The following is an 18781-nucleotide window of genomic DNA, read 5'->3' on the forward strand; positions in this document are numbered from 1 at the left end:
CAGTATATATGCTAATAGCATCATCAAAACATTTTATAAAAATACAAAAAGCCGGCTGCAAGAGCCGGCTTTTTTGCATCTCCATGAGAAATTTTTTATTTTTTTGTCACCATCAGTACGGTACCGATAATCAAAGCTGCACCAAGCCCTTCCGCCGCACCGAAGGTCATACCGAAAATCAGCATGGACAATACAATTGATGACAACGGTTCCACTGAATTGAGCAGGCTGGCTTCACCGGGACTGATATATTCCACACTTGACAGGTACAGCCAAAAGGCTACTGCCGTGCCGAATACGACAACAAAAGCAAACGCCAAAACAGCCGCCGTATCAAAGTATCCCACAAATATCCAAGGCCGGGACACCGGCGAAAATACAATGCCGCCTGTCAACATTCCCCATCCGACGACTAGGGAAGACCGCCACCGCCGGATGAGCCCTTTAGGCTGAACGGTATAAAAGGCAGCCGCTACAGACGAAAAAAGGCCCCATGTCAAGGCCTGCGGCGACACAGACAAAGTGCCCCACCGGCCTTGCGTCACAATCAAAAAAGTACCCATGATTGCCAACCCCACGCACAGGCATTGCCGCCGCCCCGGCAGATGCCGTCCGGTCAATGAATCCCAGAACAGAATCAGAATGGGCATCGTATATTGAATAATCGTAGCCGTCGGTGCATTACTGAGATGTATGGCCGTAAAATATGTATATTGGACGCCTAACATACCAACAACGGAAAAAATGAGAAGCCGGACGGCTTCTCGTTTATCCCTCCAGATAGAAAAAATATCTCCCTTATAGCAGGCAGCGTCATATGCCAACAGAATAAGTCCCGCAAGAATCATACGGCTGGAAGCAAACCATTCCGGCGATACACCCCGGTTCTGCAAAAGAAATTGGCCGGCAATTCCGGATGCCCCCCAAAACATAGAGCCGACAACAGCCAGTACATACCCCTTGGCCCGAAAGGATCCGGCATGGGACAATTGCAAAATCATAACACACCTCCAATAGGAGGAGTGTATCATGGATATCTCTAAAAGGCAATAAATCCAATTATTTTTGACTGAAATTTCCCTATTTCTCTTGTTTTCATCTGCATTGAGATATAATATATAGTGTAACGGTAATTTTTCACTAAAAAGAGAGGTATCCCATGGTTTTCTGGTTCATCGTCGAACATACGATGCTGCCTATTTTTCTTCTTGTCCTGATTGGCTTTTTTTTGGATAGAAAATTCGGCATTGATGTCAAAACGTTATCTAAGTTTATGTTTTATCTGGTTATCCCCAGCTTTATTTTTACCAATGTATACACTACTGATTTCCCGCCAACCAGCACCAGCATGATCGCTGCCCTGTTTATTTTTATGATCATCTGTTTTTTGCTGGCCAACGGTATCAGCAAGCTTCGTCACTATGATCCTGGCATGCTGCAGTCCTGCCGCAACGCACTTATGTTTAATAATACCGGTAACCTCGGTGTTGCCTTGATTATCCTGGTATTTTCTCACGCTCCTTTTGTCGTAAATGGTCAGACACCGTATCTGGCAGAAGCCATGGTTGTGCAAATCATTATTTTTATCGTTCAAAGCGTTGCTTTAAACACATTGGGCTTGTACCAGGCAGGGCGCGGCCGTCTGTCAGCCCATGATACGCTGCGCGTCATGTTCCGTATGCCCATGATTTACGTTCTCGCCGCAGCGCTGCTCATTCGCTATATCGGCTGGGATGCCAAAGAATTTTTTTTCTGGCCCATTGCGGAAATGTCCGGCAAAGCACTTCTCCCCGTAGCCATGGTCAGTATCGGCGCACAGTTATCCCAAACCAAAATTGAATGGTTCAACCGGGAGGTCTGGATCGTCAGCCTGCTGAAGCTGTTTGTACTTCCCCTCATCGGCTTGTCTATGATTTATATTGCCAATGCGCTGATTCCCGGCACCTTTACAGCCGTGAGTTCAACAGTTTTTCTGATTTACTGTGCCATTCCCACAGCGGTAAATACAGCTTTATTTGCTATGGAATTCGGCAATAATCCGGACTATGCCACACAGATCGTTATGAACACTACGGCATTAAGTGCTGTTTCGTTGACTTTTTATATTTTTTTAGGACATATTCTATTTGTGTAAAAACAAACGTAATTGCAAAGCGATCTTTAAGTTATTATATAAATTTAATATTTTTAATATTTTTCAATATAAAAATAACTTAAGTCATACAACCATAAAAAAAGTTATTGACATTTTATAAATTTCCAATTATAATGTAACACATCAATAGAATCATCGAGAAGGCAATGCAGCCATGATACATCAAGGTACCTGATTGTATCATGGCTTTCTCTATTGGTAACAATAAAATACCATGCAGACGATGACGTCTTTTTTCTAGAATAAATTTTATTTTTTATTCTAAAAAAGGCGTCATTTTTTTATTTGTCAGAGGGGAGACGGTTCGTATGAAAAAATTATTGTCGATTTTGCGTTTGACACTGCCATGCATGCTTTTGGCCGCGCCATCCGCGCTGGCTGCCGACTCGGGAGCCGCTCAAATAGATACAGGTGATACTGCCTGGGTCTTGATCAGTGCGGCGCTGGTATTCATCATGACGCCGGGACTTGGATTTTTCTATGGCGGCATGGTTCGCAGCAAAAATGTATTGACGACTATTATGCAGAGCTTTTTTATCGTGGCTATGATTTCAGTAGAATGGATTATTCTTGGCTATGCTATGACGTTTGGCACAGATATTAGTGGATTTATTGGTTCTTTAGATAAGGTCGGTCTCGCCGGCGTAGGCTCTTCCATTCTTGAAAATGGCACGATTCCTGAACTTGCCTTTGTTGCCTTCCAATGTATGTTTGCCGTGATCACACCGGCGCTGATTACAGGCGCATTTGCCGAACGTGTCAAATTTCAGGCATTTGCTATCTTTATTCTTTTATGGGCTATATTTATTTACAATCCTATGGCACACTGGGTATGGGGCGGCGGCTTTTTGGCCAAACTAGGGGCGCTTGATTTTGCCGGCGGCCTTGTCATCCATATTCTTTCCGGCGTATCCGGCCTGACATTGTGTCTCCTCTTGGGCAAACGTCATGGTCTTGGTAAAATTCCTATGCTGCCTCATAATCTGCCTATGACCGTTTTAGGTGCTACCTTGTTGTGGTTCGGCTGGTTTGGTTTCAATGCCGGCAGCGCCCTTGGCGCCAATGCCCTGGCTGCCAATGCGTTCGTTACCTCCCAGGCAGCTGCCGCCGCGGCAACCGTATCATGGGTGTTGATCGAATGGATTTCGAATGGCAAGCCAACCGTCCTCGGCGCTGCTTCCGGGTGTATTGCCGGGCTTGTTGCCATTACGCCGGCAGCTGGCTTTGTAGCTCCTATGCCGGCGATCATCATCGGTGCTGTAGGCGGCGTTATCTGCTATTATTCCGTCGCTCTTTTGAAAACAAAATTGGGCTATGACGATTCGCTGGATGCTTTCGGTATTCATGGTATCGGTGGTACCTGGGGTGCTGTAGCAACCGGCCTCTGGGCTACAACAGAAGTCAATCCGGCAGGTGCCAACGGCTTGTTTTATGGTGAAACACACCTTTTATTTGCACAAATCGTGTCAATTTTCGTTGCCTATGCGCTGGCCATTTTCGGATCCTTTATTTTGTTTAAAATCGTCAACTCCTTTACCTCTATGCGTGCTGATAAATCGGAAGAAGTTACGGGACTTGATATTACTGAACACGGCGAACGCGGCTATAATCAGGCAATTATGAGTGGCAGTCCGTTTGAGGATACGCTAAGTGCACCGCTCAACACATCTACTATTAATGATATTGGTATGAATAACCACAACTTATAGGGAGTGATTCATATGGATAGAAAAATAACTAAAATTGATATCGTCACACGGCCCAGCAAGTTGGAAGAATTGAAAGAAGCCTTAAACGCTATCGGCGTCATGGGCATGACCGTCAGTCAGGTATTTGGCTGCGGACTGCAGAAGGGATATGTAGAAGTATACCGCGGTCAAAAATATAACATCAATCTGCTTCCCGGCATCAAAGTCGAAACGGTCGTATGCGAAGTACCCGTCGAAAAAGTAATTGAAACGGCAGAACGCGTCTGCAAAACAGGCAAAGTCGGCGACGGCAAAATATTTGTATATACTGTCGAAGATGCCGTCCGTATTCGCACAGGGGACAGGGGACCATTGGCTATTATGGACGAAAAAGAATAATACATGGTATAATGCGAAAAGGACACTTCAAAATGAAGTGTCCTTTTCGCATTATACCGCATCTACGGCTTGTTTGACCTTTGCTGCTAATCCCGGTATCTTAGCAATTGGGATGGAACAGACACCCAGACGCACTCCCAAAGCCAGCGGCGCTGCATAAATGCGCTGGCCTTGGAGCTGTTCACAAACAGCCTGCGAGGCGACGGTCGGAACCGAGATAAAGAACCCCGTCTGATAGGGTACAACTCGTAAGCCGCATTGTCCGGCTTCTGCCATAAACACGGCAGCTCTCTGGCGAATTTTTTCAAAAAATGCCGCGCGTTCCGCATCAATCTGCTGCTGCAGCCCCGTATCACCGCGAACTATCATCAACAATGTCATAGCTGCCCGATTGACATTAGACCAGGATGTCCTTGCGGAATACCGTCCCAATTCCGCAAATTCGCGGATAACCTCCCGGCTGGATGATATTCCCACCAAAGCTCCGGCACGCTGTCCATATAAAGTGTATCCTTTGGACATACTGTAAGCAAACATAGTAAAAATATGTTCAGGAAGATTACTGAACAGTCTCATGAATCTGCGCGTCTCATTTTTATCACCGGCAAAGGCAATATACGCAATATCAACAAGAATACTGATACGTTTCCCTTGTTTTTCATGCAGCCTGCACACCTGCAGGACTTCCGTCCAATCCTGGCAGGACATGCCAAAACCTGTCGGATTATTGGCAGGGGTATTCAGAATAATCAAAAGGGAATCCTGTTTTCGCAATATATCTGCTACAGCAGAAGAAAAAGACTCGATGTTAAAGGCCTGATTGCCATCGAACAGGGCAAATGTTGTAAGCTTCCGTCCGATCTCACTGCACAAACCGTCATATACACCCCATCGCCAATCTGCTGCCAGTACGCATTCTCCGGCCTCCGAATAATTAGCAATGGCAATATGAATCGCGCCTGTTCCACCGGCAGTCGCTACCGCATCTGCATATCCTTCCGGTATTTGATTTTCAAAAGTTTCGCTAATCGCAGCCTTTCGATATCCTTCCAATCCAATCGGCGGTGCATATGCAATAAAATCACTCATCGGAAGGGATCTGTATATTTTTTCCACAACAGGCAAGCAACCCAATTTTTCATCATCGCCGGCATAGCAGCCGACAGTCGCATTGACGATATGTTCCGCCCCGTATTGCTGAGCCGCCGCTCGCGCAGCCGCACTGGCACTAAAAATCACATCATTTAATTTCTTGCCTTCCCGGCTGGATGCAGCCATAAAAGTAGCCATGTAACAATCCCCCTGTTATTCCAATTTAAAATTTTGCTTATTCTTTTATATTATACGCTTCTTTCAATAGAATGAATATATATTTCAAAAAATAATAATGAATACATTGCCGGGCAATATTGACAGAAAAAATAATCCGATCTTGCCCGGCATATACTGCTGATACCGCCGTTTTATTTCATGACTATACTAAAATTTATATACAATTTTCTATTCATTTAACTGGTATTTACATAGTGTCTGTATACTATGTATGAGAAATCATTCTTTTGATTCTGATCTGCTCCTAATGCCGTCAGCGGCAGATATCTCCTATATACAGGAAGAGGATGGTAATTCGCATGATAGAAGACCGCAGTATATTATGGAAAAAATTCATGGACAATCCGGCCAAAATAGGCAGCTGCACGCCGAGCTCCCACTATTTAGCCCAAAGACTGCTGGCACCTGTTCCCTGGCACAGCATAAATACAATCGTCGAACTGGGAGCCGGTACAGGAGTATTTACCAAACACATCGCGGCTCATAAAAAATATGGAAGTACCTTGCTTATCGTTGAGCAAGACCCACTGATGCGCTCCTATTTAGAGCTTTGTTTTCCCCTTTGTCATTTCGGCAGCCATGCCGAGAATTTGCCCTACCTATTACGCGGACTCGGTCTTGCCCACGCAGACTGCATTCTTTCCGGCCTTCCCATTTCAATATTTAAAGCAGAACAAAGAACCATGATTATGAAGCGAATTCACTCGTCACTATCAGAAAGGGGAATATTCATTACCTTTCAGTACTCTCCTATGATGTCCCCCCTGTTCCGACATTATTTTCGACAGGTTCACATACAATTTGAGCTGCGCAATATACCGCCGGCATTCCTTTTCTACTGTCAAAAATAAACGGCAGCGAAGTCCTTGTCTTCGCTGCCGTTTTTATTCCTCTTTATCACAATTTTCCTTTTCAACTAATTTCAGTTCCGCCATGGTAATGCCCTTTAACGCCAAGAGCTCGCTGATTACAACCCCTTCATCAATATAGCAGGCAGATGACACGTCTATTTTTAATTCTGCAGACGGACCTTCCTCAGCAGACACCGTTTGAAAGGATTCCATTTTCAGATGACGTTCCTGAAAAAAAGTACCCAGACGGCGGGACTGGCCTACTGTATTTTTCATCACGATATGAAACATATAGTTCTTCCGGTAATGATTGTTCAGCAAAGTATCCATACGCATAAAAATAGTCAAAATTATAAAAATCATCATTGTCGCTGCCGCAGACATTTCCCAATAGCCGGCTCCGACTCCCAATCCAATAGCCGCGACAGCCCATATACTGGCTGCCGTAGTAAGACCGCGTACATTTCGTTCTTTTTGGTTTGCCAAAATAGTTCCGGCCCCTAAAAAGCCAACTCCGGAAATGACTTGCGCCGCAATGCGTTCCGGATCCGCATTTGTATACCCATAAACAAAATTCCACTCCATAGCAATGTTGATGGATATAATCATACACAAGCATGAACCGACACATACCAGCATATGTGTCCGGAAGCCGGCAGCCTTACTTTTAGCCTGCCTTTCGTACCCAATAATACCGCCCAGCAGCACCGCCACACATAAGCGGATGATCCCGTCTGCCATACTGATAATCATATAGATCATCTCCATTTATTATTTTTAAACTCTTTTATCTCTCTTTAAAAAAAGTTAATATATATGTATTATAATATATGCTAAGATATAGATGCATAGAATACCGCTATGCCATGTCTATCATCTATTATATATATTTTTAGAAAAAGAGGAAGTGTATTATTATGGGTAAACGGATTTTTTTTATTGATAACCTCCGTACCTGTGTTATTCTTTTGGCCATTATCTGTTCTGCTGCCAGTGAATTTATGATCTATCCTGACAGCCATGCCTATCTATTAGCACAAACACGCAGCTGGGGAGCTGACATATTTATTTCGTGGAGCGCACAGATTATACTGCCTGTACTCTTCTTTATCAGTGCCTTCTTTGGATCGTCGTCACTGCACATTCATGTATCTCGTGTATTTTTCAAGGAAAAATGGATACGGCTGGGCTGGCCCTGGTTGTTTGGCGTTCTGATTCTGGCGCCGGAGCCGGCATTTTTTTCTTACCTTAATCACGACAGCACCATCAGCTTTACAGATTTTTACCTCTACCACTTCTGGAGTGATGGCTTTAGTCAAGGACAGTTTTGGTTTTTAAGTTTATTACTAGGCTTTTTTCTTCTTCTCATAGCTGCCAAAAAATGCAGTCATGCCTTCCTGCAGCGCAAACCTGCCTCGATCCCCGGGCCTTTATTCTGGACAGGAATTTTTATTCTTCACTCACTTGGATTGTACATTACACAGTCTGTATGGAGCAATCATTGGATCAACCTGCTCTATGTATTTACTTTTCGGGCTAATTTTCTTATTACTTCTCTTATATACTTCTTTCTGGGTGTCCATGCCTATAAATACCGTTGGCTGACGCCTCATGGATATACGCCATCCGCAGCCTGGCTTCCCGTTTTTTTGATTATTTCGGTTATGTATGCCTGCCTCCTGTCCGTCTATGCGGGGCCGGCATTGCCAGTTCTTTCGGCCGCTGCGGCATCACTTTTATCGCTGTCAGGATTATTGGCTTTGACTGCTGTTTTTGCTAAATGGGGCAATCAGAATACCCGTTTCACCATTACGCTGGCACATATTTCCTATCCACTGTATTTCGTAAGCGAAACACTGCTCCAAACTACGGCTTACTTTCTGCAGCCACTGGCACTCGGAGGTTGTTTTAAGATTATTCTTATTCTGACATTGACATTTATTTACGGATATTTGATTAGCAAATACGCGTTGATTCATCTGCCGTGTTTTAAGAAGCAGTATTTTATATAGCCGTCCCCCTACCGTCCGTGTCGCTTTTTATGATATGATATATGGTATGTCATGCAATTTTTTTTGCGCAAAAATTTAAGAACGGGAGTGCTTACATGGATACATTATTGCAGCTCATGGAATCGTACGGATACGTTGCCCTTTTTTTTGCAATGGTTGCAGAAAATGCCAATATTCCGATTCCCAGTGAAGTTGTTCTCGGCTTTGCCGGATTTTTAATTTCTCAACATATTTTTGAATTCTGGACCACTTTCATTGTCGCCTGCACTGCCGGCGTCGTCGGATCCATTATCAGTTACTGGCTAGGCTCATACGGTGGCCGCCCGCTCCTTTTAAAATATGGAAAATATATTTTTTTTAACGAACGAAAATTTAATATGGCTGAAAAAATGTTCAATACATACGGCGGTATGGCCGTATTGATCTGTCGCTGTCTTCCCGGCGTACGGACATTTATTTCTTTCCCGGCCGGAGTCGCCCGATATCCATTCTGGCGCTTCGTGCTCTTTACGATTATCGGTACGATTCCCTGGACCTTGCTTCTCGTATGGGCCGGTACTGTATTAGGCAGCCATTGGCGTGATCTGATTCAGTATAATCATATTTTCCTCATCGCCATTATTGCAGTATGCATTATCATTGCCGCTGTCTTCTTTTGGAGACGGGCCCGCCGGAGACACGTATAATGAAACAGTTACTGTATAAAAACCGCTGCGGTTTGACATTAATCTTGATGGCAGTGCTCATCCTGATTCCGTTTCTAGGCATGACACCACTGATTGATCCTGATGAACCCGTATATGGTGAAACAGCCCGGGAAATGCTCTTATCAGGAGACTGGCTGTCTCCGCATATTTTCGGAAAATTTTGGTACGATAAACCCCCTCTGTTTTATTGGCTGGAAATGCTGTCCTACGGCACCTGGGGAGTTTCTGACTTCACATCCCGTCTCCCCAGCTCCCTCATGGCAATAAGCACTGTTTTCTATGTATACCTGCAAGGCAAAGATTTGTTCAACAAAAAAATTGCGTTCATCGCATCTTTTCTCCTCCTGACCAGCCTCGGATTTATTTACGTCGGCAGGGCCGCTATTACCGACATGACGCTGATGCTGACGCTGACTGTCACCATGATTTCCTTTTATCAGGAACGCTATTACCTGGCGTACGGATTCTGCGGTCTGGCACTGCTGTCCAAAGGCCCGATCGGATATGCTTTTCCGGCGCTGATCATGCTGCTGTACATCCTGCTCTGCCATCACTGGCACCTTATTCGAACAATGAAAATTCCGCAGGGCATTCTTCTGGCGTTTGCCGTAGGTCTTCCCTGGTATGTATTCATGTACCATGTGCACGGCGAGGCATTTCTTGATACTTTTATCGGCTACCATAATATTACCCGCTTCGCGGCTCCGGAGCATCCCGGTCAAAATAGCCTCTTCTTCTTTATCCCTATTTTTCTGGGCGCTATGCTGCCTTGGACGGCACTGATTTTTCCAGCCATACACCGGCTGATGAAAAAGCGGGACCCGTTCAAAGATACGCTGATCTTTTGCCTTATTTGGGCAGCGTTTATCTTTATCTTTTTTTCCTTGTCCAAAACACAATTAGTCACCTATATTGCTCCCATGTTTCCGCCGACGGCATATATCATCGGCTGGTACCTCTACCGCTGCTATACAGAAAAAAAGCTGCCTTGTACCGGTGTCGGCATTTCTATCCTGGCAGGAATGCTCTTGCTGCTTTGCAATGCTATTCCTCTAAATGATGGGGCCGTTTTTTTTAAATCCGCTATTTTCTGGGCCTCTATTCTTTTATCTGCTGCCGTATGCATACCAGCCGCATTCTTATATTGGCAAAAATGGAAAAAGGCCTTTGCCTCTGCCGTATTGCTGATGACATTATTTACTTGGTCCGCCTATGGCCTTATCCTGCCAACGCTGTCCGACCATATTACCTCCTATCGGTCAGCACAAATTCTTCACGACGTGTATGACGGCCATTCTGAACTATACGTCGAAAAATTTATTCGTCCCGGCATTACGTTTTACTGCGGCTTATACGGTACAGAATGGGAAGAAACACAAAATATGAATTTTTCGGATCTTTTGGCATCACCGGAAAAAACCTATCTGATTATGACAAGAAGCTCATATGAAAAAACAGCAAAAACGCAGCCTGTCATTTACCAGTATGGAATTGCCGCCGAAATGCCGACACAGCTTATTCTCATCAATCATCCATAGGAGGGCCATTATGAGGCACCGTACGTTTCTTCTTTGCCTGGCTGTTCTGTGTTTTCTTTTCTTCTTATTGGGAAATGCAGGATTGGCCATTACCGATCCCGTTGAATCCAATTATGCATTAACGGCTAAAGAAATGGTCGCATCCGGAGACTGGCTTTCTCCTCAAATTTATGGCATATACTGGTATGACAAGCCTATCTTTATTTATTGGATGTTGTGTTTGTCTTATTCTGCCTTTGGGTTTACAGATTTTGCGGCTCGTCTTCCCGGCGCATTTTTCAGTGCCGTCTCTGTGCTGCTGGCCGCCTGGTATATGCTGCGCCGTACCCAAAGACTGCTGGCCGCCGCTTTATTGGCGGCTATGACCACTACCTCGCTGGAGGTTTGGGCTATCGGTCATTCTGTTATTACCGACCAAATGCTTTTTTTCTTCACAAGTGCTACTATGTTTTTTACCTATATTGGCCTGACAGAAAAAAAGCCGGCCTATATACGGGGAGCCTACGTGATGGCTGCTCTGGCCGTTTTGACCAAGGGCCCTGTAGGGATTGTTCTGCCTGGTATATTTTTTCTTATTTTTATCGCTATCCGACGTAATACTACCTATGCCAAACGGCTATTCCCCCTGGGAGGCATCCTTTTATTTTTCGCCATATGCCTTCCCTGGTATGGTATGATGTATGCCCGGCACGGCATGGATTTTATCAACGGTTTTTTAGGCTTTAACAATGTTGTACGGGCCACTATCTCAGAACATCCGAAAATGAATGTGTGGTATTATTACCTCCTCCTCGTTCCGGTCAGTCTCCTGCCATGGACCGGGCCATGCCTTTACGCCCTATGGAAACGACGCCGTTTTTCCGACGAATATGTCTACATGACACTTTGGGCCTTGGGAACTATCATATTTTATTCTTTGATGGCAACGAAATATCCGACATATTCGTACGTTGCCAATATGCCTTTATTATATTTAGGCGCTCTGTATTTACATGCGTTAGGCCAGAAAACATCGCGTCGCCTATGGTTTCTGGTTACTGGCCCTGCGCTTTTTTTCTGGCTGCTGCTTTTTTCTGCCGGGATCGGTATAAAGCCGGCGGACTTTACTTTGCATAGTCTTACGGAGTTGCTTATATTCATCCCTATAGCAGCCGCGATTCTGCTCCTTGCGCAATGGAAAAGAGCTTTTCCCGCCATTCCTGTCATCATCACAACCGGAACCGCGCTTATATACCTGATCCTAATGTATCAGGTACTGATTCCTTTTTATGCCTATCGGTCTGCGACCGCGCTTCTTCCTGCAGCATCATCATTCCATGGGCAGCTTTATTTCTTTGAAGAGTATCATACCTCTTTTGTGTATTATACTGGCCTACCGGCAATCTACACGGCTCCCAGCAACTACGACGACAACGTCCGGCTGAACCGGGATGAGATTTGGTCCAAAAAACATCTCTTTCCTACCGAAGAGGCTGACGTATTGATAGATCGGCTCCGGCGGCATGAACCGGTATGGCTGATTGTACCGGATAGCAAATACAAACATTTCATGCAATCTGAATTTCACGATCTGACCCGGCCAGTAGGCGCATATGGGGAATATCATGTATTTACATCCTTATAGGAGGTCACATATATGACTATTGATGATTTTATCTCAAGTCTGCAGTACTATCACCGGGACGGCGTCTTTAATCCCTGGAACGAGTTTGACAGCCGCTGCGACATCGATGAAACCGCACCTCTGATCCGCCGCCGGCAGCTGCGGTATTATTTGCAGCTCCGTGTCAGTCAAGCCCGATATCTGTTGATCGCTGAAGCCGCCGGCTATCAGGGCTGTCGCTTTTCCGGCATCGCCATCACTTGTGAACGCATGCTGCTCAATGCTCACAAAAAAATCCCCGCATCCTTTATTTTTGACTGTGCCGGCCAGCGGACCAGCCGGCCTGACTGCGTCTATATGACCAGCAAGCCGCAGTGTCTGCACGGCATGAATGAACCGACAGATACTTACGTCTGGGGTGCTATTGCCGATAACGGCTTGTCTTCATCCGATGTACTGCTGTGGAATATTTTCCCATTTCACCCGCATAAGGAATCTCCTTTCAGCAATCGTACCCCGACAGAGGCAGAGCTGGCAGAAGGTCTGATTTATACACAGCAGCTCCTGACCTTGTGCCGTCCCGGAATCATGATTGGTGCAATCGGTCAAAAATCGGCTCAAACTCTTTCAGAAGCCGGCATACCTGCCGCGGTAATGCGGCATCCGGCCAATGGCGGCGCCAGCTTGTTCCGTCAGCAATTTGCACAATGGGCGGCCGGCATAGCAGAGTTATGATAATAACTCATAGAATCAATCTCTATTTGTTATTATTTTATATTTTAGCTAAAAAAAGTTTAAATTGTTAATGAATATACTAGTTTCCGCATAAAAGTTGTTGCATTTCGTATATAAATTGTTTATAATCATATACACACCCATATTCGAGCCTAAGCCCAACGCTTCGTATTGGCAGGCTCGTTTTTCATATAATAAAAGGAGGAGTTACGATGTACAAAAAATTGCGTGACTTGCCGGCACCGCAAGGACTTTATGATCCCTCATTTGAACATGATGCCTGCGGTATCGGCTTTGTTGTGAATATAAAGGGAAAAAAATCATACAATATTATTGATGATGCCTTGACAATTCTGGAAAATTTAAAACACCGCGGTGCGGAAGGTGCAGATGCCCAAAGCGGCGACGGGGCTGGAATCCTCATTCAGATACCACACCAGTTTTTCTGTCGTGAATGCGAAGTTCTGGGATTCTCGCTGCCTGATGAAGGAGAATACGGCGTTGGCATGATTTTCGCTCATCGCTATGAAACCTTCCGTCACAAGCAAATAGAAGCTTTTGAAAAAATCGTGCGGGATGAAGGACTGTCGATTCTTGGCTGGCGTGATGTCCCTGTTGACGAAAGTCTTATCGGCAGCATTGCCAAAACAATCCGCCCCCATTTTCTTCAGGTCTTTATCAAAAAAAGTGCTGACATCACAACACAGATGGACTTTGAACGAAAACTGTATATCATCCGCAAGCTTGCTGAAACGGCGATCGTACCTGCCAGTCAGGAAAACGGCACCGACTTCTACATTGCCAGCCTGTCCTCCCGCACAATCGTATACAAGGGTATGCTGACCTCCGTCCAGCTCCGCCATTTTTATCTGGATCTTTCGGATCTTGATTTCACAACAGCGATGGCCCTTGTACACTCCCGCTTCAGCACCAATACCTTTCCCAGCTGGGCGCGGGCGCATCCGAACCGGTATATCGTCCACAACGGGGAAATCAATACGATTCAAGGTAATATTAACTGGCTGAATGCCCGTGAAAGTAAATCCAAATCAAACTTTTTCCCCGATATGGAAAAAGTATTCCCAGTTGTCGATGCTACTGGCAGTGATTCCTCAATGTTTGACAATTGTCTGGAATATCTTTACATGACCGGACACTCGTTAGCGCATGCTATGATGATGATGATTCCTGAACCTTGGGAACGAGATCCTCTTATGAGTGAAGAAAAGCGTGATTTCTACCGCTATCACAATTTCATGCTTGAACCGTGGGACGGCCCGGCCGCTATCGGCTTCTGCGACGGTATCGTTATCGGTGGTATGCTGGACCGCAATGGCCTGCGCCCGGCACGATACTATATCACCCGCGATGACCGGGTCATTGCCAGTTCTGAGGTTGGCGTCGTCAATATTTCACCGGAGGACATTTTATATAAAGGACGTCTGGAACCGGGAAAAATGCTTCTTGTCGATACAAATCAGCAGCGCATCATTGATGATGACGAAATCAAACATCAAATTGCCACAGAACATCCGTACAGCCAATGGTACAAGGAACACATTATCAACTTGGATGAACTCATGGCGGGGCAGAATATCGCTAACAACGACGCCATCATTCCCTATGATCTGCCGGAACAGGAAAAAGTGTTCGGCTATACCCAGGAAGATATGGACAAGGTCATCTTGCCCATGGCCCGCGACGGCAAGCATGCCATCGACTCTATGGGTGTCGATGTGCCGCTGGCCGTATTAAACGATAAACCTCAGCTTTTATATGATTACTTTAAAGAAAACTTTGCGCAGGTCACTAATCCGGCCATAGACGGCGTCCGCGAAAATATTGTCATGTCTACCTCAGTCATGGCCGGCAATGTTGCCAATATCATGGATCCCAACGAATCGGCGACAGCCGCTTTATACCTGACAGGTCCGATCCTGACCAATGAGCAAATGAATGTGATCAAATCGCTGATGACATCTAAGCTCCGCACAGCTACGCTTTCTATGCTGTATCCTGTCAACAGTGGGCCCGAGGGAATGGAAACAGCCATTGAATCCTTATGCATTGATGCTTTAAAAGCTATTAAAAACGGCGCGAATATTCTTGTGCTTTCTGACCGCGGCGTTAATTCCCGCATGGCCGCGATTCCAGCACTGCTGGCATCGGCAGCGCTGCACCATTATCTGATCAGCAAAACAGTCCGTTCCGACGTAGGACTTATTTTGGAATCGGGGGAACCACGCGAAGTTCATCATTTTTGTACGCTGATAGGCTATGGAATTACTGCCATTAATCCATATATAGCTTTAGAATCTATCAAAGAACTGATCGCCCAGCGCAAACTGGGAAAAATGGACTACGAAACAGCAAAAAACAACTATCTCAATGCCGCCGTAAAAGGTATTCTTGCTGTTATGTCTAAAATGGGCATTTCCACCGTCCACAGCTATCATGGCGCACAGATATTTGAAGCGGTTGGCATTAAACAGGATCTTATCAACACGTATTTTGTAAACACGCCGTCCCGCATCGAAGGTATCGGCATTGCCGAAATTTCCCGGGAGAATGCACTGCGTCATCAATTGGCCTACACTGGCAGTGACAAACTGGACCGCGGCGATTTCTATCAATACCGTAAAGGTGGTCAGCCTCATATTATTGATCCGGAAACCGTACAGCTGCTGCAGAAGGCCTGTAAAACAAATGACTATACCGTATATAAAGAATACGCTGACAAAGTCAACACTTCTTCGATTTTCCGTCTCCGCGATTTACTGGATTTTGAATATCCTGCCGGCTGCAGCATTCCTATTGAAGAAGTCGAATCCGTCGATTCCATCGTCAAACGGTTCCGTACCGGTGCCATGAGCTACGGCGCCCTCAGCAAGGAAGCCCACGAATGCGTTGCCACGGCCATGAATCGGTTGGGAAGCATGAGTAATACCGGTGAAGGCGGCGAAGACGCTGCCCGTTTTGACACGGAAACCAACGATAAAATCAAGCAGGTCGCTTCGGCCCGTTTCGGAGTCACCAGCAGCTATCTGATTCACGCCGACGAGCTGCAGATCAAATGCTCACAGGGTGCAAAACCAGGCGAGGGTGGTCACCTGCCCGGCAGCAAAGTCTATCCGGACATCGCCAAAACCCGACATGCCACAACGGGCGTCGCTCTTATTTCTCCGCCGCCGCATCATGACATCTATTCTATTGAAGATTTAGCTGAATTGATTTTCGATTTAAAAAATGCCAACCGTAATGCTCGTATTGGCGTAAAGCTGACAGCTGGAGCCGGCATCGGTACGATTGCCGCCGGTGTCGTAAAGGCCAAGGCAGACGATATCGTAGTCAGCGGCTACGACGGCGGCACCGGCGCTTCACCGCGCACCAGCCTCCGTCATGCCGGCCTGCCTTGGGAAATCGGACTATCCGAAGTACAGCAAACGCTGCTGCTGAACAAACTTCGTGACCGCGTCACGTTGGAGGTAGACGGTAAACTCCTGACAGGACGGGATATCGCAATAGCCGCCTTATTTGGTGCAGAATTATTTGGCTTTGGTACAGCGCCGCTGCTGGCCATCGGCTGCCACATGCTCCGCGTATGTCACTTGAATACGTGCCCTTACGGGGTATGCACACAAGATGAAAAACTGCGCAAGCATTTTAAAGGAAAGCCGGAATATATTATCAACTTTATGCGCTTTGTCGCTCAGGATCTGCGGGAAATCATGGCACGTTTGGGCTTTCACAGCATCGACGACATGGTAGGCCGCTATGACTGCCTGAAACAAAAGGAACATTTCAATAACTGGAAGGCCGCTACGGTCAATCTGAAAAATCTCTTGTTCCGTCCTTACACCGATGCCAGCATTGGTCATCATTTCATGATGCCGCAGGACCACAAAATCAATTCTACGCTCGATATGACTAAACTGATCCGGATGTGCCGTCCGGCTCTGGAGGAACAAAAGCATATTCGCGCCCGTCTGCGCATTAACAACACGGACCGCGTAACCGGCACTCTGTTGGGCAGTGAAATCACCAAGCGCTACGGAGAAAATGGTCTGGCGGAAGACACAATCAAGCTGACCTTTGTAGGCTCCGCCGGACAAAGCTTCGGAGCCTTTATCCCTAAAGGACTGACGCTGTCTCTTGAAGGTGATGCCAACGACTATCTGGGTAAAGGCCTGTCCGGCGGAAAAATTGTCGTTTCGCCGCCGCGCGAATCTATTTTCCCGGCAGAAGACAATATCATTATCGGTAATGTCGCATTTTACGGCGCCACCAGCGGAGAAGCTTATATCAATGGCACAGCAGGAGAACGATTCTGCGTCCGAAACAGCGGCATTAACGCCGTCGTGGAGGGAGTCGGAAATCATGGCTGCGAATACATGACAGGCGGACGTGTTCTTATCCTTGGTAAAACAGGACGTAACTTTGCAGCCGGCATGTCCGGCGGTATCGCTTACGTCTACGACCTGGAACCAGGGAAATGCAATACCGATCTGGTTCGTCTGGAAGACTTATCCGATGAGACAGAACAAGCTTTTGTCAAAACCATGTTGGAAAACCACGTCTCTTATACGGACAGCAACTTAGGACATATTCTTCTGGAAAATTGGGATGACACAGTAACACACATTACCAAAGTTATTCCGGAAACCTACGAAGAAATGATTAATCTCATCGCACAGGCCGAAGCGGAGGGCCATACAGACGAAGAAGCACATATGATTGCCTTTGAAAAAAAACATGGCAAACAAAGTAAATAATGTAAACTGCACAAACCAACAGTGTGCATAACTGCAGTATTCATCAGTGTTTCGTAGTATAATAAGTGCATGAGTATGGTGGAAAACAGCTCAAAATCCTTGCACACAGGTGATATAACATGTATAAAACTCCTTCTAAACAACTTTCCTTCGAAGATTTTAATCAACCCTTGGGATTGCACATGGATCCGAACAATCGCTGGATCAAGAAAGCAGCATTCATCCCATGGGATCTGGTAGAAAAGAAATATAAAAAACTGTTCAAAGGATTCAAGGGCCATGTAGCGAAGCCTGCCCGAATGGCATTAGGCGCGTTGCTCATTCAAATTGAATACGGGTACTCGGATAAAGAAACCGTTGAACAAATCAAGGAAAATCCCTATTTGCAATACTTCTGCGGTTTACTGGGCTATGAATATAAAGCACCGGTTGATGCGTCTGCCATGACACGGTTTCGTAAACGCCTGACGCCGAAGCGGTTGGAAGCCATCAATAATTTCATTATCCAACAGGCAGAAGCTGCCAAACAAGCACCGCAGCACATCGAAAAAGAAACAGACAAGAAAGATGACTCTCTCATCATGATGATACGCCGCCGTCTACCTCCGACAAGGAAAGGCCGCTGATTGTTGACGCTACCTGTGCGCCATCTCATGTCAAGGTATCCCAGGGACATGGAATTGTTGAATGAAGGACGAGAAAAGTTGGAACATATCATCACCGTGCTGCATACTCCCACTGATGGAAAGAAACCGCGAACCTATTGCCGCAAAGCCCGGAAGGACTATTTGAACATCATCCGCGCCAAGAAAAACAAAGCAAAGAAACTGCGGCATGGCATAGGCAAGCAATTGCAATACCTTGCCAGAGATCAGCGATATATTGCTGATCTGTTACAAGATGGCAGACAGCTGGCACACAAGTATCAACAACAGTTAAGCGTAATTCAACAGATGTATGCGCAGCAGAAGTACATGTATGATCATCAT

At 45.9% G+C, this 18781-nt stretch carries 14 protein-coding genes and 1 pseudogene; 12 read left to right on the top strand and 3 right to left on the bottom strand.

Features of this window, described 5'->3' with window-relative positions:
* Positions 1-95 precede the first annotated feature (95 nt).
* Positions 96-1001, bottom strand: coding sequence for a DMT family transporter (locus tag AB840_RS10315; RefSeq protein ID WP_048514762.1), 906 nt, complete (start codon positions 999-1001; stop codon positions 96-98).
* A gap of 158 nt (positions 1002-1159) precedes the next feature.
* Here AB840_RS10315 and AB840_RS10320 point away from each other — a divergent pair, with 158 nt between their 5' ends.
* The 3 genes from AB840_RS10320 (at position 1160) to AB840_RS10330 (ending at position 4242) form a co-directional block, all read left to right on the top strand.
* Positions 1160-2134, top strand: coding sequence for an AEC family transporter (locus AB840_RS10320; RefSeq protein ID WP_048514763.1), 975 nt, complete (start codon positions 1160-1162; stop codon positions 2132-2134).
* 329 nt (positions 2135-2463) lie between these two features.
* A complete protein-coding gene (locus AB840_RS10325) occupies positions 2464-3864 on the top strand; it encodes an ammonium transporter (protein ID WP_048514764.1) in 1401 nt (466 codons plus the stop codon).
* 12 nt (positions 3865-3876) lie between these two features.
* Positions 3877-4242 (top strand): P-II family nitrogen regulator, encoded by a 366-nt coding sequence (locus AB840_RS10330; RefSeq protein ID WP_048514765.1) that lies wholly within the window; start codon positions 3877-3879, stop codon positions 4240-4242.
* Between the two features lie 51 nt (positions 4243-4293).
* Here the strand turns inward: AB840_RS10330 and AB840_RS10335 are convergent, their stop codons facing one another.
* On the bottom strand, positions 4294-5532 hold the full coding sequence (locus AB840_RS10335) for a pyridoxal phosphate-dependent aminotransferase (RefSeq protein ID WP_048514766.1): 1239 nt from the start codon (positions 5530-5532) through the stop codon (positions 4294-4296).
* Positions 5533-5873: 341 nt separating this feature from the next.
* On the opposite strand from AB840_RS10335, the gene AB840_RS10340 reads away from it, so the two are divergent.
* On the top strand, positions 5874-6425 hold the full coding sequence (locus tag AB840_RS10340; RefSeq protein ID WP_048514767.1) for a class I SAM-dependent methyltransferase: 552 nt from the start codon (positions 5874-5876) through the stop codon (positions 6423-6425).
* A gap of 33 nt (positions 6426-6458) precedes the next feature.
* On the opposite strand, the gene AB840_RS10345 is transcribed toward AB840_RS10340, so the two are convergent.
* Positions 6459-7178, bottom strand: coding sequence for an MgtC/SapB family protein (locus tag AB840_RS10345; RefSeq protein ID WP_234984919.1), 720 nt, complete (start codon positions 7176-7178; stop codon positions 6459-6461).
* Positions 7179-7342: 164 nt separating this feature from the next.
* Here AB840_RS10345 and AB840_RS10350 point away from each other — a divergent pair, with 164 nt between their 5' ends.
* From AB840_RS10350 to AB840_RS10385, 8 genes and pseudogenes are all read left to right on the top strand, one after another.
* Positions 7343-8437: an acyltransferase family protein gene (locus AB840_RS10350; RefSeq protein ID WP_048514768.1), complete on the top strand. Its 1095-nt coding sequence runs from the start codon at positions 7343-7345 to the stop codon at positions 8435-8437.
* 95 nt (positions 8438-8532) lie between these two features.
* Entirely contained in the window at positions 8533-9123 is a 591-nt protein-coding gene (locus tag AB840_RS10355) for a DedA family protein (protein ID WP_048514769.1), read from the top strand.
* Positions 9123-10682 carry an ArnT family glycosyltransferase gene (locus AB840_RS10360; protein ID WP_048514770.1) on the top strand — a complete coding sequence of 520 codons (1560 nt, stop codon included), beginning with the start codon at positions 9123-9125 and terminating at the stop codon, positions 10680-10682. The genes AB840_RS10355 and AB840_RS10360 overlap by 1 nt, the downstream gene beginning before the upstream one ends.
* A gap of 10 nt (positions 10683-10692) precedes the next feature.
* A complete protein-coding gene (locus AB840_RS10365; protein WP_048514771.1) occupies positions 10693-12306 on the top strand; it encodes an ArnT family glycosyltransferase in 1614 nt (537 codons plus the stop codon).
* A gap of 12 nt (positions 12307-12318) precedes the next feature.
* Positions 12319-13020 (top strand): uracil-DNA glycosylase, encoded by a 702-nt coding sequence (locus AB840_RS10370; RefSeq protein ID WP_048514772.1) that lies wholly within the window; start codon positions 12319-12321, stop codon positions 13018-13020.
* A 212-nt stretch (positions 13021-13232) separates the two neighbouring features.
* The gene (gene gltB / locus AB840_RS10375) at positions 13233-17792 is read left to right on the top strand and encodes a glutamate synthase large subunit (protein WP_048514773.1); all 4560 of its coding nucleotides are present in this window, start codon (positions 13233-13235) and stop codon (positions 17790-17792) included.
* Between the two features lie 119 nt (positions 17793-17911).
* Positions 17912-18418 carry an IS5 family transposase gene (locus tag AB840_RS10380; protein ID WP_048514774.1) on the top strand — a complete coding sequence of 169 codons (507 nt, stop codon included), beginning with the start codon at positions 17912-17914 and terminating at the stop codon, positions 18416-18418.
* A 48-nt stretch (positions 18419-18466) separates the two neighbouring features.
* Positions 18467-18781, top strand: a pseudogene (locus tag AB840_RS10385) (IS5/IS1182 family transposase); the annotation flags it as partial.

Source organism: Megasphaera cerevisiae DSM 20462, from assembly GCF_001045675.1.
Taxonomy (GTDB): Bacteria; Bacillota; Negativicutes; order Veillonellales; family Megasphaeraceae; genus Megasphaera; species Megasphaera cerevisiae.